Source organism: Kitasatospora sp. NPDC057518 (assembly GCF_042802075.1).
In the GTDB taxonomy this organism is placed as follows: Bacteria; Actinomycetota; Actinomycetes; order Streptomycetales; family Streptomycetaceae; genus Kitasatospora.
Genome location: NZ_JBHVEU010000192.1, coordinates 1 through 16141, shown reverse-complemented (window position 1 = coordinate 16141; position 16141 = coordinate 1). Strand labels below are relative to the sequence as shown.

Here is a 16141-nt window from a genome sequence, read left to right as displayed (position 1 = left end):
GCCGTCTCCGGCGGGGTGTCGGACGCCGCCTGGGCCGCCGGGCCGAGCGCCGGGACGAGGCCCGCCCCGAGCGCGAGTCCGAGCATGCGGCGCCGACGGACTCCGGAAGCCTGGTTATGGCCGGACGGTTGGGGCTCCATGGCGGTGCCTCCCGGGGCTGGAGGTGGATGAGCGCCCGGGGGCGTGGTCCCCGGGCGCAGGCACCAGGATGGCGCTCCGGCGGGCCGGTCCGCCATCCCCCGCAACGGTGAATCGTGGACGCAGGAGGCCCGGAACGGAAGGGAGTTCACCGGTTAAATGGTTTGACGGTCGCTCAGGAGAGGCCAACGATGGGCGCGAACGTTCGGTCGGGACCGTCGGAGGACCACATGAGCAGCGCCGTCAAACTGATCCGCACCACGCGGCTGACCAGGGCGGTGGACTACGCCTACGCGGCGGAGGTCGACGCCCCGGTCCGCTCGCTCTGGCTGGCCGGGGCCTGCCCGCTCGACGAGGAGGGCCGGACGGTCGCCGTCGGCGACTTCGAGGCCCAGGCCCACCAGGTGATGCGGAACCTGATAACCGTGCTGGAGGAGTCCGGCGCCTCCCTCACCGACATCGCCCGGACGACGGTCTACGTGGCCTCCGCCGACCAGGCGGACCTGGTGAAGGTGTGGAACGTCTACCGCGCCTACATGGGGGAGCACGACGCCCCGAGCACTCTGCTCGGCGTCGCCGTGCTCGGGTACCACGACCAGCTGGTGGAGGTGGAGGCCGTGGCCGTCCTGCCCTCCTGAGTCGTCCTCATCCGAGCGGAGTCGACCGGTGCCGACCGGAGTCGACGGGGCCGGCGGGCCCCGCCCGGCCGTCCCGGCGGAGGAGGGCCGCGGCGGCAGCGGGGCGCCCGCGGCGTTGTCAGAGCGGCTTGGCAGGATGCTCCCCATGCTCCTGACCCGTTCCGACCAGCGCCGTGACGACCGGCCCGCGCCTCCCGACGTCCGGGGCGACTTCGAGGTCCACCTGACCGTGGAGCCCGGAGCCGCCGAGGCGCTGGCCGCGTGGGCGCGGGGCCACGACGTGAAGTTCACCCACATCCTGCTGGCCCGCGGTGCGGCGCCCTCGCAGCCGATGCTCACCCTGCGCGCCGACGGCACGCTGGCGGAGGTCGCCGCGGTGACGTCCCGGACGGCCGAGGGGCTGGCCCGAGCCGGGTTCACCGTCCTGCGGGCGAAGATCGAGGCAGCGCCGTGGGCACACGGCGTCCCGGCCTCGGACGAGGACGCCGTGCCGCACGGAGCCGGCCGGTACTTCGAACACCACGTCAAGCTGCTGCTCCCGGGCCCGGTGCCCGAGGCGGACCACGCGGGCCTCGCCACCCTCACCGAGCTGGCCGTCCGGCACGGTGCGCACCTGTCGCGCAATCCGCGCCGGGTGCGCGCGGACGGCCGGTACGAGTGGTTCGTGACCCAGCGGTGCCGCTCGGTGGGCCTGGACACCGCGGGCCGCCGGCTGGAGGCGCTACTGCGGGACCTCGCCGCCGACGGCCGCGAGGTGGTGTCCGTGGAGCGCGAGTTCGTCGTCGTGGACAGCCACGAGGACCTGGACGCGGGATGGATCAGCGAGCACGGGCACGGCGCCCGGCCGTACGGAGACGGAGAAGGAGAGCAGGGATGACCGAGGGCAAGTCCCCGTCGCCGGTGGCGTGGGAGAACCTGAACTGGGGACCGTGGCAGGGCGTGGTGCTGCCCAAGCGGCCGCCGTCGGAGGACGTCCGTGAGGACCGGGACCTGCCCAGGACCATCCGGCCGGTCGACGACGAGGCGGTCAGCCAGCAGCCGGTCTTCGACCCCGCCCTCGCCGGGTACGCCCGGGCCCTCCGGCCCAGCGAGCCGGCCTTCGCCGACCCGCGGCTCGCCGAACGCTGGCTCGCCGCGCGGCGCGAGGCGCTGGCCACCGTGCTCTCCGCCGTCGCCGACTCGCCGTGGGCCGACCACCTGGTGCTGCGCGGCAGCGTCCTGCTGCGCGCCTGGTACGGCGAGCAGGCACGGGAGCCGGGCGACCTCGATTTCGTGGTCCGCCCGACGGACTGGGAGCTGGCCGACGAGCGCACTGGCCGGATGTTCCGGGAGCTCGCCGCCGGCGCCGAACGGCTCTCGGGCACCGTGCGGGTGCACGCCGACCAGGCGGTCAGCGACGAGATCTGGACCTACGACCGGGTGCCCGGGCGCCGACTCGTCCTGCCGTGGACGGCCCCCGGTGTCCCGGGCGGGTCGGTCCAGCTCGACTTCGTCTTCACCGAGCACCTGCCCGTCCCGCCGCAGCCCTACTTGCTCCCCGGCGTCACCGGCCCGCTGCTCGGCGCCACGCCCGAGCTCTCCCTCGCCTGGAAGATCCTCTGGCTCGTCTCGGACATCCACCCGCAGGGCAAGGACCTGTACGACGCGGTCCTGCTCTCGCGCACCGCCGAGGTCCCCTACGAGCTGCTCCGGGAGGTCTTCACCCAGTCCGACCCGAACTGCCTGTACTGGCCGGTCTTCCCGGAGCAGATCACCGGACTCGACGTCGACTGGGACGAATTCGCCAAGGACTACCCGCAGTTCGCCGAACCCGTCGAGGAGTACCCCGCGCAGCTCCTCGCCCGGCTCCACCCGACCTTCGTCGACCACGGCGAGTACGCGCTGCGCGCCCGCTGGCTCGCCCCGCTGACCGAGGAGCTGCGGCAGACGCTGGCGGACGCCGGCATGGACGAGGTCCAGCGGCGGATGTCCGGACGCCGCATGCTCCCGGACAACACCCTGGTGATCACCGGCGAGCTGCTCGGCGGGGACCTCGACGGCGCCCACCGCATCGTCTCCGGCCACCTCGGCAGCCAGGTGGACCGGATGACCCACCAGCTCGCGGAGGCCGCCGACCGCTACACCGCCGAACTCGCCGACGGCCACGGGACGGGAGGCGGTTCCGACAGCTGACACTGCCGCCTGACAGCCGCACGACCGACCGTCAGGACAGGCAGCCCGGCCGCCGGGGCCGCCGCACGAGAAGCGGCCCCGGTACGGCCGGTGCTGCGGCACGGCCTGTCCGGCGGCGCGGCCCGCTCCGCGGTCAGTCGATGTAGCCGGCCGTGCGGTAGCCGCCGCGGGCGGTGCGGTCCACCTCGTCGGCGCCCCAGGTGTGCGGCACGGCCAGCTTCCAGCGGGCGCGCAGGACGGCGTGCTCCTCACGGTTCCTGGTCACGTACCACTGCCCCATGCGGCACCAGGCCAGCGGCTCATCGGCCTCCGTGGCCACCGCCCGCACCAGCTGCGCCGCGTGCCGGGCCACCTCGCCCTCCAGCGCCTCCAGGTACTGGTTCATCCGGTAGGTGGCCTGGTCGCCGTGCTGGAACATGGCGTACTCCGAGCCGCCCGCCATGTGCAGCCGGCCGTGCTCCATGGCCACCTTGCCGCTGCGCACCACCTCGCCCTCCTGGGCCGTCCCGGCGATCCCGGCGTTGAGCCGGTCCAGCAGCTTGGCCTTCTCGGGGGTGGCCTCCGGGATCTGGCCGCCGCCCGTGCCGCCCTGCGCGGAGTACACCTCGTGCAGGTCGTAGTCCCCGGTGTAGAGGTAGCGCTTCCAGTGCGGATCGGCCTTCAGCTGAGTCAGCGCCGGGCCGCCGTCCTGCGTCCGCAGGTCGATCGGCACGTACTGCTCGCCCCCGGGCCCGGTCTGCACGATGCCCAGGTCCAGGACGGACTGGGGCGGGCGGTCGATCCGGATGCCGGCCAGGCCCTGCTCGTTCCAGTGGCCGACGAAGCCGCTCAGGTCCTGGGCCTGCAACCAGCGCAGCACCGTCGCCGGGTCGCCCTCGGCCTGCCCGGGCCCGGTGCCGTACTTCTTGCGGACGGAGGAGGGCTTGATGGACTTCTCCAGGATGGTGTGCGGCTTGGGCTTGGCGCCCTCCGCGATGCGCCGGATCGAGTGCTCCCCGGTCTCCCGCACGGCGATGGTGTACTTGTGCTTCCGGCACACCTCGGAGATGGCGGCCCAGTGGTCCTCCCACACGATGGTCCGCAGGTCGGCCGCCCGTCCGCCGGAGGCGGCCTGCCCGTCGGGCGTGGCGGCCTCGCAGATCCTCAGCACGTTGTTCTGGTCCAGCCGCACCCGGGGCCGGCGCGGGGCGGCCTGGTCGCCCGGTGCGCGCTGGAGTCCCACGGCCGCCCGGCGGTCGTCCCGTCCGGTGCCGTCCCGCTGCTCCGCGATCATGCGCGCCGTCGCCGCGTTGCCGACGGTGCGCTGCAGGGCCGCGGCGCCCCGCGCGGGCGCGTCCCCTTCGGAGCGTGCTCCGGTGCCGGGGCGCCGGGCCGGGCCCGCGTCGCGCTGAGGCTGCCCGGCCTTCTGCGGCTGTTCCCTCGAGTGCATGCTGCGACCTCCTCGGTCCCCTCCGTCCCTTTATACAAGGGGAGTTCGCCGATGCCGGAGGAAAGCTTCAGACGGTGCCCTCCCGGTCCGCCGCCCCGGGCCCGGAGGGCCAACCGGTCGTGCACTCCAGGACCCGGCCGTCGGCCGTGCCGACGAGCAGGCGGCCGGCCCCGGTGGCGGTGAGCGCGGTCGGGACGACGGGGACACCGGCGACGGTCAGCCGGTGGCGCCGGCGGAGGGCGCCGGTGCGGAGGTCGAGGGCCAGGAGTTCGCCGTCGCGGTAGGCGACGTGGGCGGTGTCCGGGTCGGTGTCGAGGTCGAGGGCGACGTGGTCGGTCCGGAACACCCAGCGCGGCGTGCCGTCGGTGCCCGAGCGGCGGACGACGAAGGAGCCGCCGGGCTGCAGCCCGTGGCCGCTGTAGACGGTGCCGGCGTACACCAGGTCGCCGTCGGCGGTCTCCACGCCCGGGCCGGGGAAGTGCGTCTCCCCGGGCTCCCAGGAGAACGGGAACAGGGGCTGGGGGGCCGCCCCGTCGGGGGAGCGCACCGAGAGCACGTACGGCTCCGTCTCCGGGCGGCCGGGCGGCGGGGCCTGGTTGACGTAGTCCCGGCTGCCGCGCCGGATCCGCAGGCGGTCGTGCACGTCGAGGTACGGGACGGTGCGGTGCCGGAGCAGCAGGCCGTCGGGGAGCGTGGTGCACCCGGGCTGCTCCGGGGCGTCGTCCTGGTCGCCCTCCTCGTCGTCCTCCTCGCGGGCGAGGGTGGCCAGGACCGCGCCGTCCGGTCGTTCCTCGACGGCGAGGACGTGCCGCCGGGGCTCCCAGTCCGGGCTCAGGGCGGAGAGCGCCCGGTTGGCCTCCTCGCGTCCGTCGGCCCGCGGGGCCGGGACCCGCGGGCCGGCCAGGTCGTCGAAGGTGAGCGAACGGGGCGCGGCGGTGCGCCAGTCGGGCCGACGTACGACGGCGACGTGGCCCTCGACGTGCGCCTTCCGGTCCTTCCAGTCGTCCGGCGGTGACATCAGCACGCGCAGGGCCTGGTCGTCGAGCCAGGTCAGTCCGAGGACCCTGCGGCCGAAGTCGTGCTCGATGAGCGAGGTGGTCGTGCCCGTCTCCCAGTCGAGCAGGAGCAGCTCGCCCTCGAAGAAGTAGCCGCCGTCGTACACGCCGGTGCCGACGGCGAGAAGGGGCGCGGTGGGGTGGAAGGCCAGCGCGTGCACCGGGAAACGCGTCCGGAGCACGGCCCGGCAGCCGAGGTCCCCCGTGCCGTACACCCCCACCGTCGCGGTTCGGGCGAACGCGCGCTCGCCCGCGACGGCGAGCAGGCCGCGCGCCTCGTCGGGCACGGCGAGGACGGGGCGGCCGACCTCGGCGAACGGGCGGTCGCCGAGGACCCGGAGGACGCGGACGGGGTGGAGCGGGGAGGTCATGCGGAGATTCTCCCAGTCGGCGGCGACGGTCCGCGGACGGGTCCAGCCGAGCGGGGCGGCGGCCGCCTCAGCGTCAACGTCGATTGACGCTTACCGTGCCCAGCGGGCCGTGTTTGCAAGGAAGTTGGCCGCTCCGCCCCTACCCTTGGGCCATGAAACAGCACATCGTCACGCTGGTCCTCGCGGGCCTCCTGCTCGGCATCGTCGCGTTCGGTGCCGGCTGGTTCGCGGCGGACTCCCGGCAGACCGCTCCGGCGCCGACCTACATCACGGTCACGCCGGAGCCGGTCGCCACCGGCGCGGTCTCGCCCCCGGCCTCGGCTGCCTCGGCAGGTAGCCGGTAGCGGGCGGCCGGTGTCCGGAGGCGGGGGCGGCCGCTACTGCCGGACCGCCCAGAACCGGTCGGCCATGTTGTCGTACGCGACCGACGCGGACAGTGACTCCGCCGGCTCCTTCCAGAGCATCTGCCACTGGCCGTCGCCCGGGTCGTTGTCCACGATCACCTCCAGACCGCGTGCCGTGTTCACCCAGCTGCTCGCCTGGTCGCGGAAGCCGTAGTCGGTGAAGTACACGGCGGCGTCCTCGTGGAAGAGGTTGAACTGGAGCCGGCGGCCGCCCCAGTTCCGGTCGGAGTAGAAGCAGTAGTAGGACGGCTCGCTGACCGGGGTGGGGCAGTGCTTCCAGTCCGGGCTCCGGACGGTGCGGCGGCGGTGGTCGCCGCTCCACGGCGGCGCCTGCGCCTGTCCGGGCAGTGGGAGCACCAGCACCGCTCCGTCCGGGAAGGTGATCTCGTTGGCGGCGGTCTGCCGACCGCCCTTGCCCGCGGCGAGCTGGGCGTCCACCGCCTGCTGCAGCACGTCGCGGTCGCCGTCGCTCAGGGAGGTGATGATGGCTCTCTGGTCCCCGGCCTGGCTGGGCGCGGCGGCGGCCTGCGCCCCGAGGGGAGCGACCAGGAGCACGAGGGCCCCGGCGGTACGGACGAGGAGTCGGCGGACTCGAGAGTGCGTCATATGCCAAACGTAGCCGCGCACATACCGCCGGTAACCTTGCTTTCTCGATCAGACGGCGCGTACGCGGCAGCGGTGCGCCGGTGCGTACGCGCCCCCGGATCGGGCGTGCCCGCGACCCGCTACCCGTCACCCGTCACCCGCTACCTGCTACCCGCTACGCCTCGCCGAGCGGCCCCCGAGGAGCACGGTCGGCGGGGCCCGGCACGAGGGGCGCGGTGACGCGCTGGGTCGGGGCGGTGCTGTCGTTGTCGTCGCTGTCGTCGTCGTCCGAGTTCACCGAGGCGGTGATCGAGCCCGTCAGCGAGGAGGCCAGGCCGAGGAGCAGGAAGAGGACGAGCAGGCCGCGCGCGGCACCGCTCAGGACCAGCGGGCGGGTGGCCGAGACCGGGCCCGCAGGCTCGCTGCCCGGCTCGTCGCCGAACAGGCGCTTGGGGTAGGCGGACGAGATCATCGTCAGATAGGCGGTGTAGCGCACCCGGTAGCGCAGGATCGCGGCCGTCGCCTCGTACAGCGGCTGTGGCATCCGGCCGAGGACCAGCACCACCAGCCAGAGGACGAACGACACCGTCCACCACCCCGCGTACACCAGGCCCTGCACGATCGAGGCCGGGACGACCAGGATGATGCGGAACAGCACGGCCAGCCGGTTCAGCTCGCCCGGCCGCAGCTCGACCTGCACCGGGTACTCGGGCACCTCGAACCGGAACGGCGGATAGCGGTCCACGGTGAGTATCAGGTACGCGGTGACGCGGGTGTCGTACGGGACGAACACGGTGAGGTAGTCCGCCACGAAGTCGGGCAGCCGGCCGAGCACCAGCGCGCCGAACCAGCCGACGACGGTGACGAAGAACGCCACCACCGACAGCACCCACACCACCACGAACTGGGGGATCAGCAGCAGCGCGCGCAGCAGCACCGTCCAGCGGTTCTGCGGGGCGGGCGCCGGCATGTCCAGCACCGGGAGCCACTCACGGCTGACGGGGGCGGGAGGAGCCTGCCACATCCGGGCCTCCACGGTCTCGGGACGACGGGACCCGGCCGTCGGGCGGCGACCGGGTGCCCTCCGAAGATCGCAGCACCCCGCCCGCGGCGCGCGCCACGCTGCGCCGGACGGGGCAGCCGCAGAAGTGGCGGGGATGCTCCAGCGGCTGTCAGGCGAGCTTCGCGCAGAGCGGTTCGGCGGAGCCGTGCCTGAGGGTCAGCGTCTTGTAGCCGGTGGAGCTGATGTCGATGGTGTAGACGCCGTCGACGAGGTAGAGGTCGCGGGGCAGGTTGCCGCCGTTCGGGCCGACGCCGAGCAGGACCGGGCCGTGGGCGTGCCAGGTCTGGGACCTGTCGGCGCGGTAGTCGACGACGGCCCGGCCGCCGGCGTCCGCGACGTACGAGGCGCCGGTCGTCGTGTTGGTGATCCGCAGGACGAGGGCGCCCCGGAAGGCGGCGCGCCGCACGGTGGTGCCGTCGGGGGCGTACTCCAGCACCCGCCGCTGCCCCTCGTCGACGACGGGCTCCAGGTGCACGGGGAAGTCGCAGCGGGAGCCGGCCGGGAGGTCGGACGCCGGCGTGGGCCACGCCTCCCACCCGCCCTGACCGGCGACGGCCCCGGGCGCGTCGGAGGAAGCGGCAGAGGAAGCGGCGGAGGCGGGCGGGACGGTCGCGGCGCCGGCCGGAGCGGCCGCCAGCCCGGTGACGGCGGCCAGCGCCGTGGCCGCGGCAGTGAGCAGGATTCGTCGCATGATCGGTCCTCCTGGCGAGATGTCGGACGTGCGGGGGCCCAGCCTGGCAGGCGCCCCCGACCGGATTCCCACCACGATCCCCGGGCCGCCGCCGCCCGAAGCCTCCCGCTGGGCGATCCGGGTCCCAGGCCTGTCCTCGGCCTCCGGGTGGGCGACCCCCCTTTCGAGGCGCCGTTCGGGGCCATGGCAGCATGGGCCGCATGACGACAAACCGAAAGGTCCATGCCGCGTAACCGGCCAGGACGGATCCGGGCCGGCCTCCCGCGCCGGCACCGTGAGCAGAACACCAAGACCATCATCGACGGGCTGTCCCCGCGAGTGCTGTCCGAGATCGCCCGCCTCGAGCGCACCCGCAACTACCTGGAGCCGGGCACGGTCGGCTGGGCCGTGCGCATGTGGAAGGAACACGTTCACCGGTCCGCGCGCGAGCTGTGGCACCACTACGAGCACGGCGACGTGCACGAGTACTGCTGCGGCAATCCCCTCCAGGCCCGTGCCGTCCTCGACACCTGCTTCAGGGCATGTCCCCTCGTGGTGCCCGCGAGCTCCGGAGAGTCATCGCCCACCTCGACGGTCAGCTCGATCGCCTCTCACTCCCGCCACCCCCAGCAGGGCCGTAAAGCGCAAGCCGAGGTCGGCGTTTGACGTGTCCGAAGCGTTCGACCATGAAGGCCTGCCGAGTGCGGGCACGTTCGCGGGCAGCGCGCGGCCGGCGGCGGCGCCGGTGCGGTTTGGCGACCTGTGGGGCCCGTCGGGCCTTCTGGTTCGCCCGTGCCGGCCGTCGCCGGATCGCGGGCTTTCCGATGCCTTGACGAACCCATGACACTGGCGGACCATCAAGCTGGCGCGCGCCGAACCTCCTCCACCGTCCCGCCCCCACGGACCCCCACAGGAGGACAGTCATGCGACTGCCCCGCCGAGGGAAGCCCGCCGCGGCCACCGCCGTCCTGCTGGCCCTCGCCCTCGCCACCCCGCTCACCGCCAGTGCCGCCGACACCGGCACCCCCGCCCCGTTCACCGTCGGTGCCGCCGACAACGACGGCGTGCGGCAGTACCGGCTCGACGGCCCCCGCACCGTCGCCGAGCGCACCGCCGTCGCCGCCACCGGTGCCTCCGTCGACGCCGTCCTGCCCGACGCGGTGGTGGTCACCGCCACCCCCGCCGAGGCCGCCCGGCTGCGTACGCTCGGCTGGTCGCCCGTCGCGCTGCCCGGTCCCCGCTACGGCGACGAAGGCGACGGAGGCGGCGCGGGCCTGGCCGGGCCGGAGTACGACTTCCCGCCGGCCGACTCCGGCTACCACAACTACGCCGAGGCCACCGCCGACATCGACGCCGTCGTCGCCGCGCACCCGGACATCATGAGCAAGCGCGTCATCGGCACCTCCTACGAGGGCCGGCCGATCGTCGCGGTGAAGATCAGCGACAACGTCGGCACCGACGAGGACGAGCCCGAGGTGCTGTTCACCGCCCACCAGCACGCCCGCGAGCACCTCACCGTCGAGATGGCGCTCTACCTGCTGCACGAGTTCGGCGACAAGTACGCCACCGACAGCCGCATCGCCAACGCCGTCAACAGCCGCGAGATCTGGGTGATCCCCGACCTCAACCCGGACGGCGGCGAGTACGACATCGCCACCGGCCGCTACCGCAGCTGGCGCAAGGACCGCCAGCCGAACTCCGGCAGCAACAGCGTCGGCACCGACCTCAACCGCAACTGGAACTACAAGTGGGGCTGCTGCGGCGGCTCCTCCGGCTCCACCTCCAACGAGACCTACCGGGGCAGCGCCCCGGAGTCCGCCAAGGAGACCAAGGTGGTCGCCGACTTCGTCCGCAGCCGGGTCGTCGGCGGCAAGCAGCAGATCACCGCCGCCATCGACTTCCACACCTACAGCGAACTGGTGCTCTGGCCGTTCGGCTGGACCACCGCCGAGACCGCCCCCGGCATGACCGCCGACGAGTACAACACCTTCGCCACCATCGGCCGGGACATGGCCGGCACCAACGGCTACACGCCCGAGCAGTCCAGCGAGCTCTACATCACCGACGGTGCGATCGACGACTGGCTGTGGGGCGCCCAGCGGGTCTTCGCCTACACCTTCGAGATGTACCCCGGCCCGAACGGCAGCAGCGGCTTCTACCCGCCCGACGAGGTCATCGGCCGCGAGACCGCCCGCAACCGCGAAGCGGTCCTGCGCCTGGTGGAGACGGCCGACTGCGTCTACCGCGCGATCGGCAAGCAGCAGCAGTACTGCGGCGTCTCCGCCTGAGCACCCGCCCTCGGCACGCGTGCTCCGCGTGCCACTGCCCGGCGCCGGCTGCGGGACCACCCCGCGGCCGGCGCCGGGCCGGCCAACTCCACGACGAAACAAACCAGTTGATCGACAAGCTGGTAGCTGCGTGACGGCTCCCCTCGCGGAACAGGCTCAGCCCCAGAACTCCCGCAGGGCGGCGTTGACGGCGGCCGGCTCCTGGGTGTGCGGGTAGTAGCCGGGCACCCGCAGGAGGCGGCCGTCGAGGGAGTCCGTGAGGGACTCGGCCACGGCCATGAGGGGGAGCCCCACGTGCTCGCGGTACGCGGCCGGTGCGTTCTCCCAGGTTCCGCAGATCACCAGGACCGGCAGGGCGGCGCGCCGGATCGGCTCCAGGGGGATCCGCGCCTCCCAGACGGGCCGTTCCCCCATGGAGGTGGCGACGGCACGGAGCCGGCGCGGCGTGGGCTCGGGCATGGCCATCCCCAGCCCCTCGGTGGACGCCCGCAGGTACTGCTCCGGCGTGACGTCGTCCGGGATGCCCGGGGCGCCGTCGCGCACCCGGTCGAGGAGTTCGGCGACGACCGGGTGGTGCGCGGCGGCGGTGAAGGCGGAGGGCTGGACGAGGGCGAGGGAGCGGACCAGGTCGGGTCGGCGCGCGGCGGCGATGAGCGCGGCGACGGCGCCGTTGCCGTGCCCCACGAGGTGGGCGCCGCCGAACCCCGCGGCGGAGGCCCCGTCGCCGAGAAGCCCCTCGATGTCCTGGGCGTCGACGTCGAAGTCGCTGCGAGCGGTGTCCGGGCTGTCGCCGTAGCCCCGGCGGTCCATCAGGAGGAGCCGCCGGCTGTCCGCGAGGGGCCGCTGCCCGGCGAACCCGTACGCGGGGTCGCTGCCCCAGGTGAAGATGTTGTGGACGAAGAGGGCGGGGACGGCCGTCGGGGCCGCCGGGGCCTCCGAAGCTGTCGGGGCGCGGCCTCCGCCGAGCCGGTCGCGGTCATCCCAGACGGTCACGTGCACGGCTGCCATGGGGCATCCTCCCGAAGCCGAGGAACGTCAACTCCCGTGAGCCTAGACCTCGATCCACTGCCGACGCCCGTGCCGGAGTGCCACGGGGCATCCTGCCGTGCGGCGTGGGGAGGCGTGCGCGTGCGCTGGGACTCGGCCTACCCGCCCGGTGTCCGGTAGATTCTGCGCCCGGTTGATCGGCACACGAAGTGGCCGGGTGCCGTGGGTTCGACGCAGGGGGGCGACGGGTGCGGAGCGGGGACGGGCGTGTGGGGGGTCTGCTGGAGTGCTGGCGGGCCGTTGAGTTGTTCAGTCCGCCGCCGATTCCGGAGGTGCCGCGGAAGCGTCGGTCTGGCCGTCCTCGGGCGTCGGACGCGGTCGTCGTCGATGTGACGCCGGCGGCCGGGCAGGCGGCGGTGCTGTTGCCGTGGGCGCCGGAGCACCCGGAGACGGCGGCGCGGCGGGCACCGCGGGGGATGGTGTGGCGGCACGAGGTGTACGGCGGGGTGTACGACCTGGAGCCGCTGCGCCAGGCGATGATCGCCGTGCTGCCGGAGGGGACCGACCCGGACCCGGGGGTGCCGGACGAGGAGTTGGTGCTGTCGGGGCGGAGCGCGATGTTCGCGCTGGTCCTGGACGAGCACGGGCGTCCGGTCGAGGACACCTCGGTGGTCTCCGCGTGCGGCTGGGCGGCGGGTCGGCTCTTCGACCCGGGGCCGTCGGTAGCCGGGTGGCTGGACGGGTTCGAGGAGCTGGGGGAGGCGTTCGAGGTCGCGGTGGGGCGGCTGACCGCCACGCCGATTCCGTACGCGCCGGGGCCCTCGCCGCTCCCGAACCCGGTGACCGTGGGGGAGGAGGCCGTCCGCGGCTGGCGGCAGCTGATCGCGGAGATCCTGGGCGGCGCGGCGGTGGCGGCGGTCGGTGCGCTGTTCGGCGAGGTCGCCGGGGCGGCGGTGCGCGGGGCGACGGAGCCGCTGGTGCGGCGCGTCGCCGACTGGTCGGCGGCCCGCCGTCCGGACGAGGAGAGCGCGGTGGGGGAGCCCGCGCCCGTGCCGCCGGAGCTGTCCGCTGACGAAGTGGCGCGGGACACCGGCCCGCGCCCGGTCGGGCTCGCCGACCTGGTCGCCCTGACCGCCCAGATCGCCCACCTCTGCGGCGTCGAGGAGCACCTGGACCCGCGGGTGATCCGGGTCCGCAGCCGGCTGGTCCACCGCCCGCGCGACCCGAAGGCCAAGCCCGCCGCCGCGCAGCCGTTCCTCAACAGCCTGCTGCCGCCCGACCTGGCCCGGGTCCGCGCCGCGCTCGACGACGGCCTCGGCCCGGCGCTGGAGGCCTACCTGACCGGCCGCCGGGACATCCCGGTCGGCGCCCGCACCGATCTGCGCGAGGACCGGCTCACCGTCCTCGACGGCGTCCACCCGGCCCTCGTCCCCGCCGGGCGCTGGCCCGCCAAGGCGCGGTACCCGCTCGCGCTCAGCCAGCAGTTCGCGGTCGACCGCATGCTCGCCGCCCGCACCACCGCGGACGCCGACGCCGGCGGCCTGTTCTCCGTCAACGGCCCGCCCGGCACCGGCAAGACCACCATGCTGCGCGACCTCGTCGCCGCCCTCGTGGTCGAACGCGCCGCCGTGATGGCCGGCTACCGGCGGCCCGAGGAGGCGCTCGTCGGCCGCCCCTGGCGGGGCAAGGACCGCCAGGGCGTCCACGCGCGCTTCGTCTCCGCCCTCGACCCGCGGCTGACCGGCCGCGAGATCGTGGTGACCTCCTCGAACAACGGCGCCGTGGAGAACATCACCGCCGAACTGCCCGGCGCCGACGCCCTGGACGAGCACTGGCACGACGGCCCCGACCACTTCTCCGACCTCGCCTCCGCCCTGCTCGGCGGTGCCCCCGCCTGGGGGCTGGTCGCCGCCGTGCTCGGCAACAAGTCCAACCGGACGAGGTTCACCGAGCGCTTCTGGTGGGGCCGGCTGCCCGAGGACGAGACCGCCGCCCGCGACGCCGCCGGGCTCCCGCCGCTGCGCGGCATGAACGCCGTCCTCGGCGACTGGGTCCCGCCCAGCGTGCCCAGACCGGCCCGCACCCCGAGCGACCGCCGCGCCGCCCCGGGCACCGGTACGGCCGAGGCCACGACCGCACCCGCCGCCGCACCCACCGTCCCCGCCACGCCCGCCGCCCCTGCCCAGCCCGTCCCCTCCTGGCCCGAGGCCGTCGCCGCCTTCAAGGCCGCCCAGGCCGAGGTCGAGCGCCTGCGCGCCGAACGCGTCCGCCTCGCCGCCGCCCTGGCGGAGACGGCCTCGGGCGAGGCCCAGCACCGCCTCGACGCCCTGCGCGCCGCCATCGCCCGCGCCGACGACCGCGCGGCGGCCGCCGAGGCCCGCCAGGCCGCCGCCGGCACGGCCGTCGAGGCAGCCCGCACCGCCACCCGTGGAGCCGAGGCCGCCCACCGGACCGCGGTCGAGCGCGTCCCCCGGGCCCGCGAGGCCCTCGCCGACGCCCGGGCCGCGCTGGCCGCCGCCCGCGAACACGCCGACGGGCACCGCCGGCAGGTCGACGTGCTGACGGCCCTGCACGACGAGCCGCCCGGCGCCCAGCCGGGCCTGCGTGCCGGGCTGCGCCGACTGCTCCGGAGCGGCGCCGAACGCGAGGCCGCCGAGCAGCACCGCGAACAGAGCCGGGGCGAACTCCTCGCCCAACTCGTCCAGCAGCGCACCGTGTTGGAGGCCGCCCACGCCCACATCGCCCGCTGCGCCCAGGCCGAGGACGTCGCGGCCGGCCTGGACGCCCGCTCCACCTCGGCCGTCACCGAGGCCGAGGCGGCCGCCGACCGCGCCCGCGCCCAGGAGGCCGCCGCCCGCGCCGCGGAGTCCACGGCCCGTACGGACGCCGAGCGGGCCCGGCAGGAGGCGTGGGCCGCCCGGCGCGAACTGGAGGGCGCCACCGCCGAACTCGACGCCGCCCACCGGGCCCTGCGCGCGGCCGCCGCCGACCTCCCGTCCCTGCCCCTCGACTGGCCGCGGCTCCCCGACCACGAGCAGGAACTCGGCGCCCCCTGGGCCGACGAGGCCTGGAGCACCGCCCGCAGCGACCTGTTCCTGCGCGCCCTCGACCTGCACCGCGCCCTCGTCGCCAACACCGCGAAGCGGATCCGCGGCAACCTCCAGGTCCTGGTGGAGCTCATGGCCGGCAACAGCGGGCCCGTCCCCGAGGAGCAGGTCCTGCACGCCTGGCAGACCCTCTTCCTCCTCGTCCCCGTCGTCTCCACCACCTTCTCCTCCATCGGCAGCATGTTCGCCCGCCTCGGCCAGGGCTCCATCGGCTGGATCCTCGTCGACGAGGCCGGCCAGGCCACCCCGCAGGCCGCCGTCGGCGCCCTCTGGCGGGCCCGCCGCGCCGTCCTCGTCGGCGACCCGCTCCAGCTCGAACCCGTCGTCACCATGCCGACCGCCCTGCAGCGCCGACTCCTGCTCGCGTACGGCGTCGACGAGGAATGGCTGCCCTCGGCGACCTCCGCCCAGGCCGTCGCCGACCGCGTCAACCGCTACGGCACCTACCTGCCCGCGCCCACCGGCGCGGAGGAGGACACCGTCTGGGTCGGCTCACCGCTGCGCGTCCACCGCCGCTGCGAGGAGCCCATGTTCACCGTCAGCAACGAGGTCGCGTACGGCGGCCTCATGGTCCACGGCACCCACCCCCAGCCCTTCCCCGACCCCGACCACGACGGCCTCCTCCCCAGCCGCTGGCTCGACACCCCCGACCCCGACCGCCCCGCCGACGCCCCCTGGGGCGAACGCGACCGCCGCGCCCTCACCTTCCTCCTGGGCCGCCTCGACCACCACGGCGTCACCGTCGAACGCCTGCGGATCATCGCCCCCTTCCGCGCCCTCGTCGCCGAAGCCCGCGAAACCTGCCGCACGCTCCCCGGCTGGACGGCCGAACTGCTCGACGAGCGCTGCGCCACCGTCCACAAGGCCCAGGGCAAGGAGGCCGACGTCGTGATCCTGCTCCTCGGCGCGGGCCGCCCCGGCGCCCGCAACTGGGCCGCCGGCACCCCGCACCTCCTGAACGTAGCCGCCAGCCGCGCCAAACGCCGCCTCTACGTCATCGGCGACCGCGCCCTGTGGGCCCCGCTGCTCCACTTCGACGTCCTGGCCGCCGAAGTCCCCGCCTACGACCACGTCCACGACCGCGCCACCTGGCCCCTCGACGGCCCCGCCGGCTGACCTCGGCACCTGCGGGGAGGAGACGGACGTGCGGGCGCGGGGGGGGGGGGGGGGCGCGCGGGGCCGGGGGGGGCGCCCCCCCCCCCCCCCGCCCCCCCCCCCCCCCCCCCCCCCCCCC

13 protein-coding genes are annotated in these 16141 nt (G+C 74.9%); 7 read left to right on the top strand and 6 right to left on the bottom strand.

Annotated features, from left to right (window positions below; genetic code table 11):
- Positions 1–368: 368 nt before the first annotated feature.
- The 3 genes from ACFU7Z_RS20600 to ACFU7Z_RS20590 all read left to right on the top strand — a co-directional run bounded on the left by ACFU7Z_RS20600 (position 369) and on the right by ACFU7Z_RS20590 (position 2948).
- On the top strand, positions 369–776 hold the full coding sequence (locus ACFU7Z_RS20600; RefSeq protein ID WP_049652920.1) for a RidA family protein: 408 nt from the start codon (positions 369–371) through the stop codon (positions 774–776).
- 145 nt (positions 777–921) lie between these two features.
- The gene (locus ACFU7Z_RS20595) at positions 922–1653 is read left to right on the top strand and encodes a hypothetical protein (protein WP_380778723.1); all 732 of its coding nucleotides are present in this window, start codon (positions 922–924) and stop codon (positions 1651–1653) included.
- The gene (locus ACFU7Z_RS20590; RefSeq protein ID WP_380778721.1) at positions 1650–2948 is read left to right on the top strand and encodes a nucleotidyl transferase AbiEii/AbiGii toxin family protein; all 1299 of its coding nucleotides are present in this window, start codon (positions 1650–1652) and stop codon (positions 2946–2948) included. The genes ACFU7Z_RS20595 and ACFU7Z_RS20590 overlap by 4 nt, the downstream gene beginning before the upstream one ends.
- 133 nt (positions 2949–3081) lie before the next feature.
- Here the strand turns inward: ACFU7Z_RS20590 and ACFU7Z_RS20585 are convergent, their stop codons facing one another.
- Both ACFU7Z_RS20585 and ACFU7Z_RS20580 read right to left on the bottom strand, forming a co-directional pair.
- Entirely contained in the window at positions 3082–4377 is a 1296-nt protein-coding gene (locus ACFU7Z_RS20585) for a hypothetical protein (RefSeq protein ID WP_380778719.1), read from the bottom strand.
- Positions 4378–4444: 67 nt separating this feature from the next.
- Positions 4445–5803, bottom strand: a complete 1359-nt coding sequence (locus tag ACFU7Z_RS20580; RefSeq protein WP_380778717.1) for a hypothetical protein — start codon at positions 5801–5803, stop codon at positions 4445–4447.
- Between the two features lie 152 nt (positions 5804–5955).
- Between ACFU7Z_RS20580 and ACFU7Z_RS20575 the strand changes: the two genes are divergently transcribed.
- Positions 5956–6147, top strand: coding sequence for a hypothetical protein (locus ACFU7Z_RS20575; protein WP_049652898.1), 192 nt, complete (start codon positions 5956–5958; stop codon positions 6145–6147).
- 33 nt (positions 6148–6180) lie between these two features.
- Here the strand turns inward: ACFU7Z_RS20575 and ACFU7Z_RS20570 are convergent, their stop codons facing one another.
- The 3 genes from ACFU7Z_RS20570 to ACFU7Z_RS20560 all read right to left on the bottom strand — a co-directional run bounded on the left by ACFU7Z_RS20570 (position 6181) and on the right by ACFU7Z_RS20560 (position 8546).
- Entirely contained in the window at positions 6181–6813 is a 633-nt protein-coding gene (locus tag ACFU7Z_RS20570; RefSeq protein ID WP_079272205.1) for a peptidase inhibitor family I36 protein, read from the bottom strand.
- Between the two features lie 154 nt (positions 6814–6967).
- Positions 6968–7816 carry a DUF4389 domain-containing protein gene (locus ACFU7Z_RS20565; RefSeq protein WP_380778715.1) on the bottom strand — a complete coding sequence of 283 codons (849 nt, stop codon included), beginning with the start codon at positions 7814–7816 and terminating at the stop codon, positions 6968–6970.
- Positions 7817–7964: 148 nt separating this feature from the next.
- Positions 7965–8546 carry a hypothetical protein gene (locus ACFU7Z_RS20560; protein ID WP_380778713.1) on the bottom strand — a complete coding sequence of 194 codons (582 nt, stop codon included), beginning with the start codon at positions 8544–8546 and terminating at the stop codon, positions 7965–7967.
- 222 nt (positions 8547–8768) lie between these two features.
- Here ACFU7Z_RS20560 and ACFU7Z_RS20555 point away from each other — a divergent pair, with 222 nt between their 5' ends.
- Together ACFU7Z_RS20555 and ACFU7Z_RS20550 are read left to right on the top strand one after the other, a co-directional pair.
- Positions 8769–9191 (top strand): hypothetical protein, encoded by a 423-nt coding sequence (locus ACFU7Z_RS20555; protein ID WP_380778711.1) that lies wholly within the window; start codon positions 8769–8771, stop codon positions 9189–9191.
- A 257-nt stretch (positions 9192–9448) separates the two neighbouring features.
- Positions 9449–10813 (top strand): M14 family metallopeptidase, encoded by a 1365-nt coding sequence (locus ACFU7Z_RS20550; RefSeq protein ID WP_380778709.1) that lies wholly within the window; start codon positions 9449–9451, stop codon positions 10811–10813.
- Positions 10814–10969: 156 nt separating this feature from the next.
- Here ACFU7Z_RS20550 and ACFU7Z_RS20545 read toward each other — a convergent pair whose 3' ends face one another.
- Positions 10970–11821, bottom strand: coding sequence for an alpha/beta fold hydrolase (locus ACFU7Z_RS20545; protein ID WP_380778707.1), 852 nt, complete (start codon positions 11819–11821; stop codon positions 10970–10972).
- Between the two features lie 368 nt (positions 11822–12189).
- Between ACFU7Z_RS20545 and ACFU7Z_RS20540 the strand changes: the two genes are divergently transcribed.
- Entirely contained in the window at positions 12190–16023 is a 3834-nt protein-coding gene (locus ACFU7Z_RS20540) for a DEAD/DEAH box helicase (RefSeq protein WP_380778705.1), read from the top strand.
- The last annotated feature ends 118 nt before the right edge of the window (positions 16024–16141 follow it).